16 protein-coding genes are annotated in these 16,019 nt (G+C 58.0%); 9 read left to right on the top strand and 7 right to left on the bottom strand.

The genetic code is table 11. The features are described from left to right. Positions 1–4 precede the first annotated feature (4 nt). Genes ABLV12_RS25765 through ABLV12_RS25755 form a run of 3 tightly spaced genes read left to right on the top strand, consistent with a single transcriptional unit; the run spans position 5 to position 5,831 of the window. Complete coding sequence (locus tag ABLV12_RS25765; RefSeq protein WP_201505984.1) at positions 5–1,252, top strand: TolC family protein; 1,248 nt, start codon at positions 5–7, stop codon at positions 1,250–1,252. Further along, complete coding sequence (locus ABLV12_RS25760; protein WP_064395866.1) at positions 1,252–2,721, top strand: efflux RND transporter periplasmic adaptor subunit; 1,470 nt, start codon at positions 1,252–1,254, stop codon at positions 2,719–2,721. The genes ABLV12_RS25765 and ABLV12_RS25760 overlap by 1 nt, the downstream gene beginning before the upstream one ends. Beyond that, positions 2,718–5,831 (top strand): efflux RND transporter permease subunit, encoded by a 3,114-nt coding sequence (locus tag ABLV12_RS25755; RefSeq protein WP_160886574.1) that lies wholly within the window; start codon positions 2,718–2,720, stop codon positions 5,829–5,831. Before ABLV12_RS25760 ends, ABLV12_RS25755 begins: the two co-directional genes overlap by 4 nt. Positions 5,832–5,866: 35 nt before the next feature. On the opposite strand, the gene ABLV12_RS25750 is transcribed toward ABLV12_RS25755, so the two are convergent. Both ABLV12_RS25750 and ABLV12_RS25745 read right to left on the bottom strand, forming a co-directional pair. Further along, a complete protein-coding gene (locus tag ABLV12_RS25750; RefSeq protein WP_026055937.1) occupies positions 5,867–6,157 on the bottom strand; it encodes a hypothetical protein in 291 nt (96 codons plus the stop codon). A gap of 193 nt (positions 6,158–6,350) precedes the next feature. Then, positions 6,351–7,541 carry an MFS transporter gene (locus ABLV12_RS25745; protein WP_064395871.1) on the bottom strand — a complete coding sequence of 397 codons (1,191 nt, stop codon included), beginning with the start codon at positions 7,539–7,541 and terminating at the stop codon, positions 6,351–6,353. A 195-nt stretch (positions 7,542–7,736) separates the two neighbouring features. Here ABLV12_RS25745 and ABLV12_RS25740 point away from each other — a divergent pair, with 195 nt between their 5' ends. Both ABLV12_RS25740 and ABLV12_RS25735 read left to right on the top strand, forming a co-directional pair. Next, complete coding sequence (locus ABLV12_RS25740; RefSeq protein WP_023321017.1) at positions 7,737–8,183, top strand: glyoxalase/bleomycin resistance/dioxygenase family protein; 447 nt, start codon at positions 7,737–7,739, stop codon at positions 8,181–8,183. A gap of 57 nt (positions 8,184–8,240) precedes the next feature. Further along, entirely contained in the window at positions 8,241–8,459 is a 219-nt protein-coding gene (locus tag ABLV12_RS25735; protein ID WP_016807415.1) for a hypothetical protein, read from the top strand. 3 nt (positions 8,460–8,462) lie between these two features. On the opposite strand, the gene ABLV12_RS25730 is transcribed toward ABLV12_RS25735, so the two are convergent. Then, complete coding sequence (locus ABLV12_RS25730) at positions 8,463–8,852, bottom strand: VOC family protein (RefSeq protein ID WP_004102281.1); 390 nt, start codon at positions 8,850–8,852, stop codon at positions 8,463–8,465. A 198-nt stretch (positions 8,853–9,050) separates the two neighbouring features. Here ABLV12_RS25730 and ABLV12_RS25725 point away from each other — a divergent pair, with 198 nt between their 5' ends. From ABLV12_RS25725 to ABLV12_RS25715, 3 genes are all read left to right on the top strand, one after another. After that, a complete protein-coding gene (locus ABLV12_RS25725) occupies positions 9,051–9,695 on the top strand; it encodes a DUF6058 family natural product biosynthesis protein (protein WP_064395877.1) in 645 nt (214 codons plus the stop codon). Positions 9,696–9,760: 65 nt separating this feature from the next. Further along, the gene (locus ABLV12_RS25720) at positions 9,761–10,381 is read left to right on the top strand and encodes a LysE family translocator (RefSeq protein WP_201505981.1); all 621 of its coding nucleotides are present in this window, start codon (positions 9,761–9,763) and stop codon (positions 10,379–10,381) included. A 208-nt stretch (positions 10,382–10,589) separates the two neighbouring features. Beyond that, positions 10,590–11,777 (top strand): YbfB/YjiJ family MFS transporter, encoded by a 1,188-nt coding sequence (locus tag ABLV12_RS25715; protein ID WP_348867456.1) that lies wholly within the window; start codon positions 10,590–10,592, stop codon positions 11,775–11,777. Here ABLV12_RS25715 and ABLV12_RS25710 read toward each other — a convergent pair. Further along, positions 11,760–12,596, bottom strand: coding sequence for a LysR substrate-binding domain-containing protein (locus ABLV12_RS25710; RefSeq protein WP_160886564.1), 837 nt, complete (start codon positions 12,594–12,596; stop codon positions 11,760–11,762). The genes ABLV12_RS25715 and ABLV12_RS25710 overlap by 18 nt on opposite strands. A 91-nt stretch (positions 12,597–12,687) precedes the next feature. Between ABLV12_RS25710 and ABLV12_RS25705 the strand changes: the two genes are divergently transcribed. Continuing rightward, on the top strand, positions 12,688–13,734 hold the full coding sequence (locus ABLV12_RS25705) for a nitronate monooxygenase (protein WP_142475076.1): 1,047 nt from the start codon (positions 12,688–12,690) through the stop codon (positions 13,732–13,734). Positions 13,735–13,765: 31 nt separating this feature from the next. Here the strand turns inward: ABLV12_RS25705 and ABLV12_RS25700 are convergent, their stop codons facing one another. The 3 genes from ABLV12_RS25700 to ABLV12_RS25690 are packed head-to-tail and all read right to left on the bottom strand — an operon-like array spanning position 13,766 to position 16,016. Continuing rightward, complete coding sequence (locus ABLV12_RS25700; protein ID WP_160886560.1) at positions 13,766–14,425, bottom strand: methionine ABC transporter permease; 660 nt, start codon at positions 14,423–14,425, stop codon at positions 13,766–13,768. Further along, positions 14,422–15,213: an ATP-binding cassette domain-containing protein gene (locus ABLV12_RS25695; RefSeq protein ID WP_004113226.1), complete on the bottom strand. Its 792-nt coding sequence runs from the start codon at positions 15,211–15,213 to the stop codon at positions 14,422–14,424. The genes ABLV12_RS25700 and ABLV12_RS25695 overlap by 4 nt, the downstream gene beginning before the upstream one ends. After that, a complete protein-coding gene (locus ABLV12_RS25690) occupies positions 15,210–16,016 on the bottom strand; it encodes a MetQ/NlpA family ABC transporter substrate-binding protein (protein ID WP_201506039.1) in 807 nt (268 codons plus the stop codon). Before ABLV12_RS25690 ends, ABLV12_RS25695 begins: the two co-directional genes overlap by 4 nt. Positions 16,017–16,019: the final 3 nt, after the last annotated feature.

The raw sequence follows: 16,019 nt of genomic DNA, 5'->3' as shown, positions 1-16,019 counted from the left end.
CATTATGCACATCTTAACTAAGGCGGCCTGCGGGCTGCCGCTCTTGCTGTCGCTGACGGCCACCAGCGGCTGGGCTACGACGCTCTCAGAGGCCCTGTCGGCGGCGGAAAGCTACTCTGCCGAGCTCTCCGCCAACGATCATCAGGTTAACGCTTTGAAGAATATGGCGGATTCCGCCATGGAGCTTCCCGATCCGAAGCTTAAGTTTGGTCTTGAAAACGTCCCGTTGGGGGGAAGTAACGCCAGCCGCCTGACCCGCGAGGGCATGACCATGCAGCGGATTGGCGTAATGCAGGACTACGTCAGCAGCACCAAGCGCGAGCGCAAAGCCGACTCGATAACCGCCGACGCGCGACGAACCGCCGCCAACGCCGATGTTATCCGCGCCAGGCTACAGCGGGAAACCGCTCAGGCATGGCTGGCGCTGGCGGTAGCGCAGAAGTCGCTGCGCTCGGTACAGGCGCTGATTAGCGAAACCTCCCGGCAAATTGGCGTGCATAAGGCGGCCGTCAGCAGCGACAGCGCTACCCCCGGCAGCGTGCTCGACGTCGAACTGGCGCTCAATGCTATGAAAAATGAGCAAGATAACGCCCGGCGCGATGTGCAGATCGCTCAGGCGCGTCTGATGCAGCTAACCGGTAAGGATATCCGCGTTATTTCCGGCCCGCTGCCGCGCATTGAGCGCCTGCCTGCCGATGAAGCGACCTTAATTGAGGGGATAAAACTTCATCCAGAAGTGATTCAGGCCGCGCGTGAGGCTGATCTGGCTAAAGCAAAATCCGGGCAGTCGGAAGTGGCGGCGATCCCCGACGTAGGCGTTGAGGTCTATTACGCCAGACGCGGAGATGACTATGACGACATGGTCGGCGTTATGTTTACCGTCGATTTGCCGGTTTTTCAGGGTAAACGTCAGGATAAAGACCACGCTGCGGATGTCTCCCGAACCTATGAAGCCAACGATCGGTTGACCTTATTGATGCGCGAGCATCAGGCGCAGCAGTATCAGCTGATCGCGCAGTATAACGCCGCGAAAGCCATTTACGATCGCCAGCAAAGCGAGGTGCTGCCGCTGCTGCGCAAGAAGGTGAGTCTTGTCAATGCCCAGTATCGGGGCGGCAGCTCCGCGCTGCCTGAACTGCTCGCCGCCCGTCGCGACCTGCTGAACGGGGAAATCGCCAGCAACAACGCCGAGAAAGCGCTCGCTGACGCGTGGGCCGCCGTTCGCTACCTTATTCCACAGGATGTTAAATAATGAAGCTGAAAACTGCTTTTACCCTTGTGGCGCTGTCCGTCGCTCTTGCCGCCGCGGGCGGATACTGGCTGGGATCGCGGAACGCCTCGACTGTCACTCCGGGCGGAACCGAAACGGCTGCGGGACGCAAAGTGCTCTACTGGTACGACCCGATGGCCCCCGGTACCCGTTTTGATAAACCGGGCAAATCGCCGTTTATGGATATGGACCTGGTTCCGCGTTATGCCGATGAAGAGGCTGACGATGATGCGGGAGGGGTGAAGATTAGCACCCGCCAGCAGCAAAATCTTGGCGTACGCACGGCGAGCGTTTCCCGTCAGCCACTGGCGCCGGAGCTTAACGCTTTTGCTACCGTCGCCGTGGACGAACGCGGCGTCGAGACGGTACCGGCGCTGGCCAACGGCTTGATTGAGAAACTCTACGTTAACGCCTCTCAGCAGTTTGTGAAAAAGAACGAGGCGCTGGCCGAACTGTGGATCCCGCAGTGGGCGGCGGCGCAGCAGGAGTATCTGGCGGTGAGGCGGCTGGGCGACAGCGGGCTGACCGCCGCCGCTCGCGATCGTCTGCAGCTGCAGTTTATGCCGGAAGCGATTATCCGCAGCGTTGAGCGCAGCGGGAAACCGCAAACCCGGATGACGGTACGCGCGCCGCACGATGGTTATGTCAGCAAGCTGGATGTGCGCACCGGCGCGCAGGTCACCCCAGCCCAGCCGCTGTTCGAGCTGGCCCGCCTCGACCCGGTATGGGTCGTGATTGATTATCCGCAAAGCCAGGCCAGCCTGCTGCGCGTGGGTAGCCGGGTGACGGCGACCACCGGCAGTTGGCCCGGGAGCGTTTTTCAGGGCTCCGTGCGCGAGCTACTTCCCGATCTGGAAGCGACCACCCGCACGTTAAAGGCCCGGGTAGTTTTGAACAATCCGCAGCATCAGCTCAAACCCGGTATGTACCTGAACGTTCAGCTGGCCGAGGCGCATCAGGCGCGCGCCGTTCTGACCATCCCTGAAGAGGCATTGATTGCCACGGGTAGCAGCAATCGGGTGTTAATTGCCGATGGCGAGGGGCATTTCCGTCCGGTCGAAGCGATCGTCGGGCGCACGCAAAATGGTCTGGTCGAGATAAAATCCGGCCTCAAAGAGGGCCAGAAGGTGGTCACCTCCGGACAGTTCCTGATTGACTCCGAAGCGAGCCTGCGCAGCGCGCTGCCGCAAATGGCCGGAGAGGATCCGCAGGAAAAAAGCTATACCACGCAGGGGGTCATCAAAGCTGTAACCGATGGGGCGGTGACCATCGCTCACCAGCCGGTGCCGGCGCTGAAGTGGCCGGCGATGATCATGGATTTTGCCATTACGCCGCAGCAGCAGGGACAGATGCGCCCCGGCGAGTCGGTAATGTTTAGCTTCGTCCTGACCGACGATGGAGCGCGAGTCACCTCGATGATGCCGATGAACGGCGCTAAGGAGCAGCCATGATTGCCGCCGTTATCCGCTGGTCGTTACGCAACCGTCTGCTGGTACTGCTGGCGTCGCTGATTATGGCCGCCTGGGGCGTCTGGTCGATACAGCAGGCGCCGCTGGATGCGCTACCGGATCTCTCCGATACCCAGGTGATTATTCGCGTAAGCTATCCGGGAAAAGCGCCGCAAATTGTCGAAGATCAGGTGACCTATCCGCTGACCACCACCATGCTGTCGGTGCCGGGGGCGAAAACCGTGCGCGGTTTTTCCATGTTCGGCGATGCTTACGTTTACGTACTGTTTGATGATGGCACCGATCCGTACTGGGCGCGCTCCCGCGTGCTGGAGTACCTGAGCCAGATCCAGAGCAGCCTGCCGCCGGAAGCGAAAGCTTCGCTGGGGCCGGATGCTACCGGCGTTGGCTGGGTGTTTGAATATGTGCTTACCGATAAAAGCGGTCAGCATAGCCTCGGGGATTTGCGGGCGATTCAGGACTGGATCCTGAAATATGAACTGAAAACCGTGCCGGACGTATCGGAGGTCGCCAGCGTCGGCGGAATGGTCAAAGAGTATCAGGTGATCCTTAATCCTGACCGCCTGCGGGCCCTGAACGTTACCCACGAACAGGTTATCAGCGCGATTCAGAGCGCCAACCAGGAGGGCGGCGGCTCGGTACTGGAACTGGGTGAAGCTGAATATATGGTGCGCACCACCGGCTATCTGAAGTCCATCGACGACTTTAAGCAGGTCGTTATCGCTGCGCGTGACGGCGTGCCGGTGCTGCTGTCCGACGTTGCCAGCGTGCGCCGGGGGCCGGCGATCCGGCGCGGCGTCGCCGAGCTCAACGGTGAAGGCGAAGTGGCCGGGGGAATCATCATTATGCGTTCGGGCAAAAATGCCCTGACCACCATTAATGCGGTGAAGGCGAAACTGGCTGAGGTGCAAAAAAGCCTGCCCGCAGGAGTAGAAATCGTGCCGGTTTATGACCGTTCGCAGCTGATTAAAAATTCAGTCGAAACCCTGACCCACAAGCTTATCGAAGAGTTTATCGTTGTGGCGGTGGTCTGCTCGCTGTTTCTGTTCCATTTCCGCAGCGCGCTGGTGGCGATGATCACGCTGCCGCTGGGGATCCTCGGCGCATTTATCGTGATGCACTATCAGGGCGTCAGCGCCAATATGATGTCGCTTGGCGGAATTGCGATCGCCATCGGAGCCATGGTCGATGCGGCAATCGTAATGATTGAAAATATGCATAAGGTTCTGGAGCAGTGGCGGCAAGAGCATCCTGAGCGCCAGCCGTCTTCCGCCGACTACTGGCAAATTGCCCTACATGCGGCATCGGAGGTGGGGCCCGCGCTGTTTTGCAGCCTGCTGATCATTACCCTGTCGTTTATTCCGGTATTCACCCTCGAGGCGCAGGAGGGCAAGATGTTCTCGCCGTTGGCTTTCACCAAAACCTGGTCGATGGCGGTGGCCGCCGGGCTTGGGATCACCCTGGTTCCGGTGCTGATGGGCTACTTTATTCGCGGTAAAATCCCTGATGAGGCCGCTAATCCGCTCAACCGCTGGTTGATACGCGCCTATGAGCCGCTGCTGGATAAGGTCTTGCAGTGGCCGAAGGCAACGCTGGCGGCGGCGGGCCTGCTGCTGGTCGCCACGCTATGGCCGCTGGCGCAGCTCGGCAGCGAATTCCTGCCGCAAATCGACGAGGGCGACCTGCTGTACATGCCATCCACGCTGCCGGGGATCTCCAGCCGCGAAGCCGCCCGCCTGCTGCAGCAGACCGACCGTCTGATCAAGACGATTCCTGAAGTACAAAGCGTGTTCGGCAAGGCCGGTCGGGCGGAGAGCGCCACCGATCCGGCGCCGCTGACCATGCTGGAAACCACCATTCAGTTCAAGCCGAAAAGCGAATGGCGGCCCGGTATGACCATGGATAAGCTGATCGGCGAACTGGACAGTGCGGTAAAAGTGCCGGGCATCGCCAACGTCTGGGTACCGCCGATTCGCAATCGCCTGGATATGCTGGCGACCGGCATTAAAAGCCCGGTCGGCATCAAAGTGAACGGCAACAATCTGGCGGAGATCGAAAAAACCGCTGAGGAGATTGAGCGCATCGTGCGTCATGTCCCGGGGGTGACCTCGGCGCTGGCGGAGCGCCTTGACGGCGGTCGCTATATCGATATCGCTATCGATCGTCTGAAAGCCGCCCGCTACGGCGTGTCGGTGAAGGAGCTGCAGTCGGTCGTCGCCAGCGTGGTGGGCGGCGATAACATTGGCGAGACTATCGAGGGGCGTGAACGCTATCCGATAAACGTGCGCTATCCGCGCGAAATGCGCGACTCGCTGCAGAAGCTGCGCGATCTGCCGGTGGTAACCAGCAGCGGGGCACAGGTGACGCTCGCCGAGCTGGCGGATATTGCTATCACCGATGGCCCGCCGATGCTAAAAAGCGAAAACGCCCGTCTGTCGGACTGGATCTACGTCGATATTCGCGGGCGCGATCTGAAATCCGCGGTTGATGAAATGCAGCGCGAGGTCAGCAAACAGGTCAGGCTGCCGGATGGCATCTCGCTGACGTGGTCCGGGCAGTACGAGTATTTGGAACGCGCTACCGCGAAGCTCAAAATCGTGCTGCCGTTTACTCTGATGATTATCTTTATCCTGCTTTACGTCACCTTCGGTCGCGTTAAAGATGCGCTGTTGATTATGGGCACGTTGCCGTTTTCGCTGATCGGCGGCGTCTGGTTGCTCTGGCTGCTGGGCTATAACTTGTCGGTGGCCGCCGCCGTTGGCTTTATTGCGCTTGCCGGCGTGGCCGCGGAGTTCGGGGTAATTATGGTGCTCTATTTAAACCAGGCGCTCGCGAAGCGGCGCGGTGAGCTTAATGACCGGACGCTCAACGAAGCGATACACGAAGGAGCCGTGCTGCGCGTGCGCCCGAAAGTAATGACCGTCGCGACGATTATGGCCGGGCTGCTGCCGATTATGTGGGGTGGCGGTACAGGTTCAGAAGTGATGCAGCGTATTGCCGCGCCGATGATCGGCGGGATGATCACCGCGCCGCTGCTGTCGATGCTGGTGATCCCGGCGGTCTATCTTCTGACGCACCGCAACAAACCCTAAAGTGCAACGCCCGAGCCAGGCGGCTCGGGCGTGAATCAGTCGGCGTTTTTGAGATCGGACGCGCGTTTGGCGGTGGCGTAGACAAAGTCCAGCATCGGCTCGAGGTCGGTATCGTAGCCGGCCTGAATGATTTTGCCCCGCAGCCATTCGATCTCACTGGTAATATCCGGGTGGAAGATATTGTTGTCCTGCGCTTTGCGTAGCCACTTGAGCAGGAAATTATTTTTCCCGCGGATACCGCCCGATTTCTTCGATTTTGCGTGTATTTTCAGCGCCACCAGAATGCAGTAATAGAAATGAACGCGCTGATTAAAACTTTGGTGCATGTCTTTTATTCCCGCCAGAATCAGGTTGCGGCCGGGCATGGACCTTAAACATGCGGTCTCTGATATTCACCCGTGCCACCATCGCGCCGCTTGCCAGGCGCCGGGGCGATGGTGGCACGGAAGCCGAATTGCAGTCAAATATTGATTATTTTTTTACCCATATTTGCGTCAGGGGTCGCGCGAAGAGTATTCCTCAGGTTCGCGGCAGAGCAGCGTGTTGTTGCAGGTAAATGCGCAAAACCAGGATAAATGCCAGCGCGACCACCGCTGCGGCCAACAAATAAATAGTCTCCAGCTCGTAGTAGCCTGCCACCCAGCCGGCTAGCGGTCCGGTTAATCCCAGCGCCAGATCGAGAAAAGCCGAATAGGTGCCCAGCGCGGTGCCCTGATTCTGCTCTTCAACCTGTTTTACCGCTTCCACCCCAAGCGCCGGGAAGATCAGCGAAAAGCCCGAGCCGGTGAGAAAGGCGCCAATACCCGCTATCCATGCCGAGGAGGCATACCAGATGATCAGCAGGCCGAGACATTCGATCGCAAAACAGATTAACGACACCGGCACGCCGCCGTAGCGGGTAATGGTGTTACCTAAAATCAGGCGAATGCAGATAAAACCGATGCTGAATAGCGACAGGGTAAACGCCGCGCCTTGCCAGCCATGAGCCGAAAAGTAGAGGGTAATAAAGGTCGCGATAACCCCAAAACCGACGGTACCCAGCGCCAGCCCCATCCCATAGGGCCAGATTTTGCGTACCACCACGTGAAACGGTGCCCGGATTCCCGCCGTCACGCTGACGTCCTGGCGCGTACGGGCATAGAGCAGGCCAACCGCCGCAGCCAGCACCACGACGGCGGCAAATCCGCTGATGCCAAAATAGCCGTTGAGCATGACGCCCAGCGGGGCGCCAACCGCCATCGCCACGTAGGTTGCCACGCCGTTCCAGGAGATCACGCGCGACGTGTGGATCGCGCCCACGGTTTTGATCCCCCACAGGGTCGCGCCGGTGGCAGTGAAGCTTTCCCCGACGCCGAGGAAAATTCGCCCCACCAACAGCGCGGCAACCGCCAGCGGCGGCGCAGATTGCAGCAAGACCGCGAGCAGGGTGAAGAGCCCGCTGAGCAGACAGCAAATAATCCCCAGGCTGACGACTTTTTTCGGCCCCCAGATATCGGTATAGCGGCCCGCATGCGGGCGGCTGAGCAAGGTTGAAATGTACTGGAGGCTGATAACCACGCCGGCGATAAAGGTGCTATAGCCAAGCTGATAATGGATATAGCCGGGCAGCACGGCGAGCGGCAAACCGATGGAGAGATAGCAGATACAGGTAAAGACAACGATAGAAATAATACGCAGATTAAGCTGGGTGGTGCTGACGGATGTGGCCATAACGCTAAGTACTGGAAACCAAAGGGAGACTAAGCATAGCGCAGCGTCGTCGGGCGCGACGAGCAGACCATGCGCTTTTTCAATGATTCAGGCAAACTCACTAAAAATAGTAATGAGAGAAGAGCAATCTGGGCAAGTCGTGCGCAGCAGAGTATAAAATTTGTTAACGCATCATGGATATTGACAGGAGAGGGTATGGAATACGATTTAGACGGTATGGATGTTCTTTTTGTCGCGGGCTTTGGACCGATCACCCAATCAACGCCAGCCAGCAGGGAATTTTATGTGGCGGCGCTGGGCCTGCCGCTCAAACCGATGCCCGGCAACGAAGAGTATTTGCTGACCGAACAGCATGCCCTCGATGGGGTAAAACATTTTGCGCTGTGGCCGCTGGCTCAGGCGGCGCGCTCCTGTTTTGACTCGGATCTCTGGCCGGACTATCTGCCGGTGCCGCAGGCGTGGGTGGAGTTTGAAGTGCGCGATATCAATACCGCCACCGATGCGCTGAAGGCCAGAGGCTATCGTCTGCTGGTGGATAATCGCGTGGAGCCCTGGGGACAGACCGTCACGCGGTTGCTGAGCCCGGAAGGGCTGTTGGCAGGGATTACCGTAACCCCGTGGCTGCGCGAGGGCAAAGCATGAAAGCCAAATGGAATGTATTAGCCGCCCATCAACTTCGCCGACCAGCAGGGTGATGGAATGTTGATTTATGACGTATTCGGACGCCACATTGGCGTCCAGCGTCGGCACGGGCGATGGTTACTCTTCCGCGTCGATCTCAACGAACGGAAATATTCGCCGCTGCATGGGGTCATCATCCCGGATGACCTCACGGAAGCAGAAATTCCCGGCTGGCTGGGCGATATTTTTCATGAAGCCGCAAGCCCGCGCCATCCTGACGTCCGGCTGATGGAGTAGCGGCTACCGCCAGCTTCTGTTTTGCAGCACCACCCGGTAACCGTCGCGGTCGACAAAGGTTTTGCCGTGCACATTCCAGTACGGATTAAACGCGCTGACCGGTGTAAAGCCGGCGGTCAGCATTCTCTCGCACCGTTCCTGCCATTCGGCGGTGTGTGGATAATAGAGCACCAGCAAATCTTCCTCGCTCGGGGAGGGCTTCACCGGATGATGGTGGCAGAGGGTGAACTCAAGATGCCAGCCGAGATCGCCGCGTCCGATCATGACACCGCTGAAGCCAGCGTGATCGGCAAACTGCGCGATCTGCTCCAGCCCAAGGCCCGTGCAGTACATGCTGCTGCTCAAAGAAAGGTCGGTGACCGGCCGGGCGATGCGCATAGCGTTAAAAGTCATAAGAACCTGTATTAATAAAAGGTGGTCGGGTGACTGTATCCGTTTTTACGCCGATCGTTTGTCGTGGAGAGCTTTTTCTCGGACTCTCCAGCTGTGTTCAACCACCATACTTCGTTAAATAGCGAAGTATTCAGCGGTGAATATCTTAAAATTTAAAGAGCGTGGTTATTAATATATCTTTTCCAGGAAAGAATGTTCATGAGCGAAAATTATTTAAATGAATTTTATATTAACGAAGAGAAGCTTGTCAAAAAGATGGGCGTCACCATCGAAACTCTCAGGGGCTGGCAGGATGAAAAGATATTTCCGAAGCCATCCTATGTTACCGAGACAGAGACGACTATAAGCTCGTTTTTTGGTCAACATCGGTACAGGAAAATAACAAAATGGTACCCTGACCAATTGGATGAATGGGGCTTTTTTATTAAAAATCATCATTTTTCGAAAGACTTGATTGAAATGGATTTTAAGAATAGATACATGAATACCATTATTGGGTTACGGTCAATTGGTGTTTACGATTCTATCTATGAAGATATTTGTTCAAAAGAAATGATATTGAACGAAGTCTGGGGGCACTTTCTCGATGGGATATATGGTATTTGTACTAAAAATTGTACCCCAGAACAAATTGCCACCAAGGATGTAGCGACTTATTTTATCAGTGTGCTAACCGACCAGCAAAAGAAAATCATGATTGCGGAAAACGATAAAGCAAAACTGGCCATTGCCCTGGATCTCCTTGATAGCGTTACGTCATTTTTTGCGCCTCACGAAAGACATCAATGCAGCAGAAATCAATGTATTAATGCGGTGAGAAAAAAGTATCTTTGCGCGGGATAAAAGATATTTTTGGGGTTGTCTGAGAGGCGTGTTTTATCTAGAATCTTCGCTTTCGGAGAGAGAAAATGTCCGTTGCAGATTCCCTGTTTGCTTACTCTTTTGCTGCCCTGTTGTTCACCCTTACCCCAGGCCTGGATACCGCGCTAATTTTACGAACCGCGACCGTTGAAGGCGGAAAAAAAGCCTTTCAGGCGGCGTTGGGTATTGATACGGGATGTTTTATCTGGGGAGCTGCGGTCGCCTTCGGTCTCGGGGCGCTGCTGGCGGCATCGGAACTGGCGTATGACCTGCTCAAATGGTGCGGGGCCGTCTATTTATGCTGGCTGGGCATTCAGTTAATTCTCAAGCCGCGTCGTCATTTGGTTCATCAGGACAGGGCGGCGGCCCCGGCAAGTAACTGGTTTGTAAAAGGGATGATGGGGAATGTGCTCAATCCGAAAATGGGGATCTTTTACGTCTCTTTCCTGCCGCAGTTTATTCCGGCAGGGCACTCGCCCATCGCCTGGACGTTCCTGCTGGTCGCCATTCATGTGGCGATCGGCACAATCTGGTCATTAACGCTGATTGTGACCAGCCGCTCTGCCGCTCGGCTATTAAAAACGCCGCTGTTCATTCGGTGGATGGATCGCGCGACCGGCGGCCTCTTTGTGCTGTTTGCTGCCAGGCTGGCTTTTAGCCACCGCTAAATCCTGCCGGGCAGGGATGCCCAGCTTCTCGCTCCCACATTTCGTTGCTCACCGAAGCATCCACCGACCTTTGCCGTAAATTTCTTCTCCTGGAGGCCGCGCGCTGTCGCGTGGCGTTGCTTGCGCGTCGGGTTAACCGCAATCATAATGAAAAGAGAATAATGTTAAAAATTATTCTCTTTTTGAGAATAAGAATGGAGGGGAGTGGGTGAACGTTATTCAACTCAGGCCGGAGTGGAAGGCCTTTCTGCTGGCGCTGGCCGGATCGGTGGTACTGATCGTCGGTATGGGCTATGGCCGGTTTGCCTATACCGGGATCCTGCCGCTGATGCTTAATGAACAGGTACTGACGCTACGCGAAGGTAATCTCGCCGCTTCGGCAAACTATGCCGGTTATCTGGCGGGGGCGCTGCTGCTGGCGAAAGCCAGACCCACGGACGCCAGATGGCTAAGCCTGCTTTCCGCGCTATTGACGCTACTGTGCCTGGCTTTACTGGCGGTTTTAGTTTCTCCGCTGGCGATTATCGCGGTTCGCGGTATTGCCGGATTATTAAGCGCGGTGACGCTGATTGCCGCCTCACTCTGGCTGCTCCAGCATATGAAGCACCCAAACGGTGCGCCGGTGCTTTTTTCGGGCGTCGGAATGGGCATATTTTTGTCGGCGGAATTTATCTCCCTGGGGAAGGCGCTGGCGCTCTCCAGCCAGCAGATCTGGCTGATGTGCGCGCTAAGCGCCGGCGTGCTTTTTATCCTCGCGCTGCGTCTATTGCTGAGCCCCGCAGACTACCTTATCGCTTATCAACCCGCAGCAACCGCACAGCATGAGCAGGCCGAGGGGCCGGTGCGCGAGGCATGGAAACTGCTGCTGATTTATGGCCTGGCCGGCTTCGGCTACATTATTACCGCCACCTATCTCCCGCTGTTTCTCAGCGGTTCGCTGAACGCTATCGATCCGGTGCAGATCTGGGCCATCTTCGGTCTTGCCGCCGTCCCCTCCTGTTTTCTCTGGCATCGGCTGGTCATCAGGCTTGGCTACCGCCGCGCGTTTACCCTTAATTTGCTGATCCAGGCCGTTGGCGTGATCCTTCCGGCGTGGAGCCATACGTTGCCGTTTTGCATATTGAGCGCGCTGCTGGTGGGGTGCACCTTTTTGGGCACCGTGACCATCGCGCTGTCCCAGGGGCGGCGGCTGAATCATCTGGTTTCGTTCAATATGATTGCCGCTATGACCGCAACCTACGGCATCGGGCAAATTGTCGGCCCGCTGGTTGCCGGGGCGCTGTATGACCGCAGCGGGTCGTTTAATCCTTCGCTCAGCGCGGCGGCTATAGCGCTGCTGGCTGCCGCTGCGCTGGTGGCAGCGGGGGCGGGGCGAGCGTCAAAGGTCGGAAGCTGATTCAAGGAGCTGGCGCATCTTCTCAAAGGCCGGGGAGGCGTAGCCTTTGCGCCAGATAAGCTGGGTGATCGCCTGGCCAACCGGTTGCAGCTGGCTGGCTTCGGGCAGCGTCAGGGTCTCAAGCACGCTCTGCGGCACGATGCCGGTATAGCCGCCGGAGGCAACGCAGGCGAGCATCGCGTGGTAGGAGCCGACATCCTGGATCTCGATCTCCGCCTCCTCTGATTGCGCCAGAAACGCTTCCCCCATCGCCCGGTAGGTACAACCCTCCGCAAAGGCGGCAAAACGAAAAGGTTGCGGGTGAGCCTGAAGCACCAGCACCAGCTGTTCTTGAAAGATCGGGACAAATTCCAGGTCGTCAGGCGGAGGCGCTCCCTGCGGCAGACTCACCAGCGCGCAATCGAGCTCGGCGTCCAGGACTTGTTGAGCAAGTTGCCGGGTTGGCTGGGTCTTAAGGGTCAGTTTGACCTCCGGGCACTGAGCATGAAAGCGGGGAAGCAGCTGCGGCAGGCGGCTTGCGGCGGTGGCGTCCATCGCCCCCATGCGCAGATTACCGCCCGGCGTCGCCGGGTGCAGCGCCTGTCTGGCCTCCTCGGCCAGGCTGAGGATTCTCAGCGCGTAGCCCAAAAAATGCTCGCCGGCGGGGGACAGAAGCATCCTTTTATTGCCGCGAGCAAACAGCTCAACGCCCAGCTCCTCTTCCAGCTGGTGAATGCGGGTGGTGATATTGGACTGCGCCCGCCCCAACAGTTTTGCCGCGCGAGTCACGCTGCGCTCTTCCGCCACCGTTTTAAAAATCTCTAATGTGGTGTGGTTCATATTTTTATTCTTAAATTGAAAATAATGTTGATCTTATCATCTCTAAAAGAGATTTTAATGGCCCGAATGCACAAATTTAACAGGGCAAACCATGAAAAACCGGCTGACGCAGCAGCTTGCTATTGATTATCCCATTATTCAGGCGCCGATGGCTGGCGTGTCGACGCCGGAACTGGCGGCAGCGGTCAGCGGCGCCGGCGCGCTCGGCTCGCTGGGGCTGGGGTCGTCAACCATAGAGCAGGCTGAGGCGCTGATTAACCAGACCCGTCGCTTAACCAGCCGTCCGTTTAACGTCAACCTGTTTTGCCACGCACCAGCGGTAAGGGATCGGCAGCGTGAAGCCGGGTGGCTGGCTCGGCTGCGCCCGGAATTTGCCCGCTTCGCCAGCCATCCGCCGGAGACGCTGGCGGAAATCTACCTCAGTTTTAATCAGCAGCCGCGAATGGCCGAGCTGCTGCTCGATCTTGCCCCGGCGGCGGTGAGCTTCCATTTTGGCGTGCCGGATCGTGAAACGCTTCGCCGACTGCGGGATAAGGGTATCGTTACCCTGGCGAGTGCGACCAGCGTGGCAGAGGCGCTGCTGGCCGAGGCGCGGGGAGTCGATATGGTGGTTGCCCAGGGCTATGAGGCTGGCGGCCATCGCGGCATCTTTGACCCCCTGGGGCCAGACGGACATATGAGCACCTTTACCCTGATTCAGGCGATGAGACGGCATACTGATCTACCGATTATTGCGGCAGGCGGCATCATGGACGGCGCAGGAATCAACTGCGTAATGAACCTGGGCGCAGACGGCGCGCAGCTGGGAACGGCGTTTCTGCTCTGCCCGGAATCGTCCACGGATGCCGGCTATCGTGAGGCCATCAAAGGCGCGCCTGACGGGCAAACGGTTTTAACCTCGGCGATCTCCGGACGTCCGGCAAGATGTCTGGTTAACGGCTGGCGTGAAATAAACGATCCGCATCTCGTTCCGGCTTATCCCGTAGCTTATGATGCCGGTAAAGCGCTGGCATCGGCGGCAAAAGCGCAGGGAAATCGTCAATTCGGCGCCCACTGGGCCGGACAGGGCGTTAGCCTGATTCGCGAGCTGCCGGCAGCGGAGCTGATACGAAAGCTGGTGAGCGAAAGCGGGTTTTAATCGCGGATGGCGCGCGGCCATCCGCTCATCGTTAACGGCGGTGGGCGAGGCCGCGAACCAGACGGTCGCCGGCCATCTGCACCCCCTGTACCAGCGCGACCAGAATGAGCACCGTGCCGACCATCACCTCGTTATTAAAGCGCTGATAGCCGTAACGGATAGCCAGATCGCCCAGTCCGCCGCCGCCAATCACGCCCGCCATCGAAGAGAAGCCGATCAGCATGACGATGGTCAGCGTGATGCCTGCCAGCAGGGTCGGCAGCGCTTCCGGCAGCAGCGATTTAAAGATGACGTGCCAGATATTGCCGCCCATCGATAAAATCGCTTCGATACGCCCGTAGTCCACTTCATCCAGCGCATTTTCAGTCAGCCGCGCAAAGAACGGAAAGGCGCCAATGGTGACCGGAACCACCGCGGCGGTACTGCCGAGGGTGGTGCCGATAATCAACCGGGTGAACGGAATCAGCGCGATCAGCAGCACGATAAACGGCAGCGAACGACCAAAGTTGATAATCGCGCCGAGGATGGCGTTGAGCTTCGGCATCGGCGCCAGACCCTGACGCCGTGAAATAAACAGCAGCACGCCGATTGGCAGCCCGAGCAGCACGGTAAACAGCGCCGCCAGGCCGACCATATAAACGGTATCCAGCGTGCCCTGAAGCAACAGCGGCCAGAGATCTTGCCAACTCATGCTACTCCGCATAAGGGCCTCCCGTGTAAACCGTGGCGAGCGAGGAAGTCCCGCTCCGCCTGCGGGTCGTGCAGCAGCGACTGCCTTAGCCGCGACCATGGCGCCACCAGCAAATCGGCAATTCTGCCGCTTTCAATAATCTCACCGTGCTCCAGCAGTGCCGCGTGGTCGCAGAGGGTTTTCACCACTTCCAGCTCGTGGGTGATCAGCACGATGGTGAGGTTCAGCTTCTGATTGATGTCCGCCAGCAGGTTGAGCACCGAGGCCGTGGTCTCGGGGTCAAGGGCGCTGGTGGCCTCATCGCACAGCAGCACATCCGGCCGTGCGGCCAGCGCGCGGGCGATCCCCACGCGCTGCTTTTGCCCGCCGGAAAGCTGAGACGGGAAGGCGGCGGCTTTATCCGCCAGCCCGACCAGCTCCAGCAGTTCCGCCACGCGAGCCTGGCGGGCCGCTTTCGGCACTTTGGCTATCTCCAGCGGCACCGCGACGTTGTCAGCGACGCTGCGGGCGTGAAGTAAATTAAAGTGCTGGAAGATCATGCCGGTGCGCAGCCGGTATTCGCGCAGCGCGCTTTTATCCATCCGGGTAATATCATTCCCGTTCACAATAATGCGGCCCGCCGTGGGCCGCTCCAGCAAATTCAGGCAGCGTATCAGCGTACTTTTGCCCGCACCGCTGCGGCCAAGGATGCCGTAAACGGCACCGCCCGGCACATGCAGAGAGACATCGTTTAGCGCCGGTCGGCCTGTTCCGGCATAGGTTTTACTCAGCCCGACAATCTCAATCATGACTGAGGGGCAACCGGGATCACCGAGCCGTTATACTGCTTACGAATAAATTCAGCGACCTGCGGCGAGGTGAGGTCTTTGGCCAGCGCCTTGATGCGCGGATCGTTCGCCAGCGCCGGCGTTGTCACCAGAATATTAGCGTACGGGTTGTTGTTGGCGCTCTCCAGGCCCAGCGCGTCTTTGGCCGGTACCAGCCCGGCTTCCAGCGCGTAGTTGCCGTTTATCACCGCCAGGTCAACGTCATCCAGCGACCGCGGGATCTGCGGTGATTCAATCTCAAGGATTTTCAGGTGCTTCGGGTTTTCCACGATATCTTTCGGCGTTGCCAGGGTGGTCGCCGGGTCGGTGAATTTTGCCGCCAGCTTAATCAAACCCTGATTTTGCAGCAGGAATAGCGCGCGGCTCAGGTTAGTGGTGTTATTCGGTACCGCCACGGTGGCGTTCTCGGGCAGCGATTTAAAATCTTTATGCTTGCGCGAATAGATCCCCAGCGGCTCAATATGGACGGTCGCCGCGACGGCGAAGGTTTTGCCCAGCGCTTTTTCCTGATCTTTCAGATAGGGGACGTGCTGGAAGTAGTTGGCGTCGACGTCGCCGTTAGCCAACAGCTCGTTGGCGTTTACGCCGCTGGTGAGTTCGACGATTTTCAGGTCGAGGCTGGGATCGATCTTTTTAATATAGTTAAGAATTTCGGCGTGCGGCACCGGGTCGGCGGCGACGCGCAGCGCGGCGGCCTGAGCGGAAGTCCAGGCCAGAGAGAGAGACAGTGCAACCCCTGCCAGTTTAAATGCGGCATATTTCATCAT

This window comes from Klebsiella sp. CN_Kp100, from assembly GCF_040065315.1.
Classification (GTDB): Bacteria; Pseudomonadota; Gammaproteobacteria; order Enterobacterales; family Enterobacteriaceae; genus Klebsiella; species Klebsiella oxytoca.
Note: the sequence above shows the minus strand (reverse complement) of the source record. Positions and strands in the feature narration are given on the sequence as shown.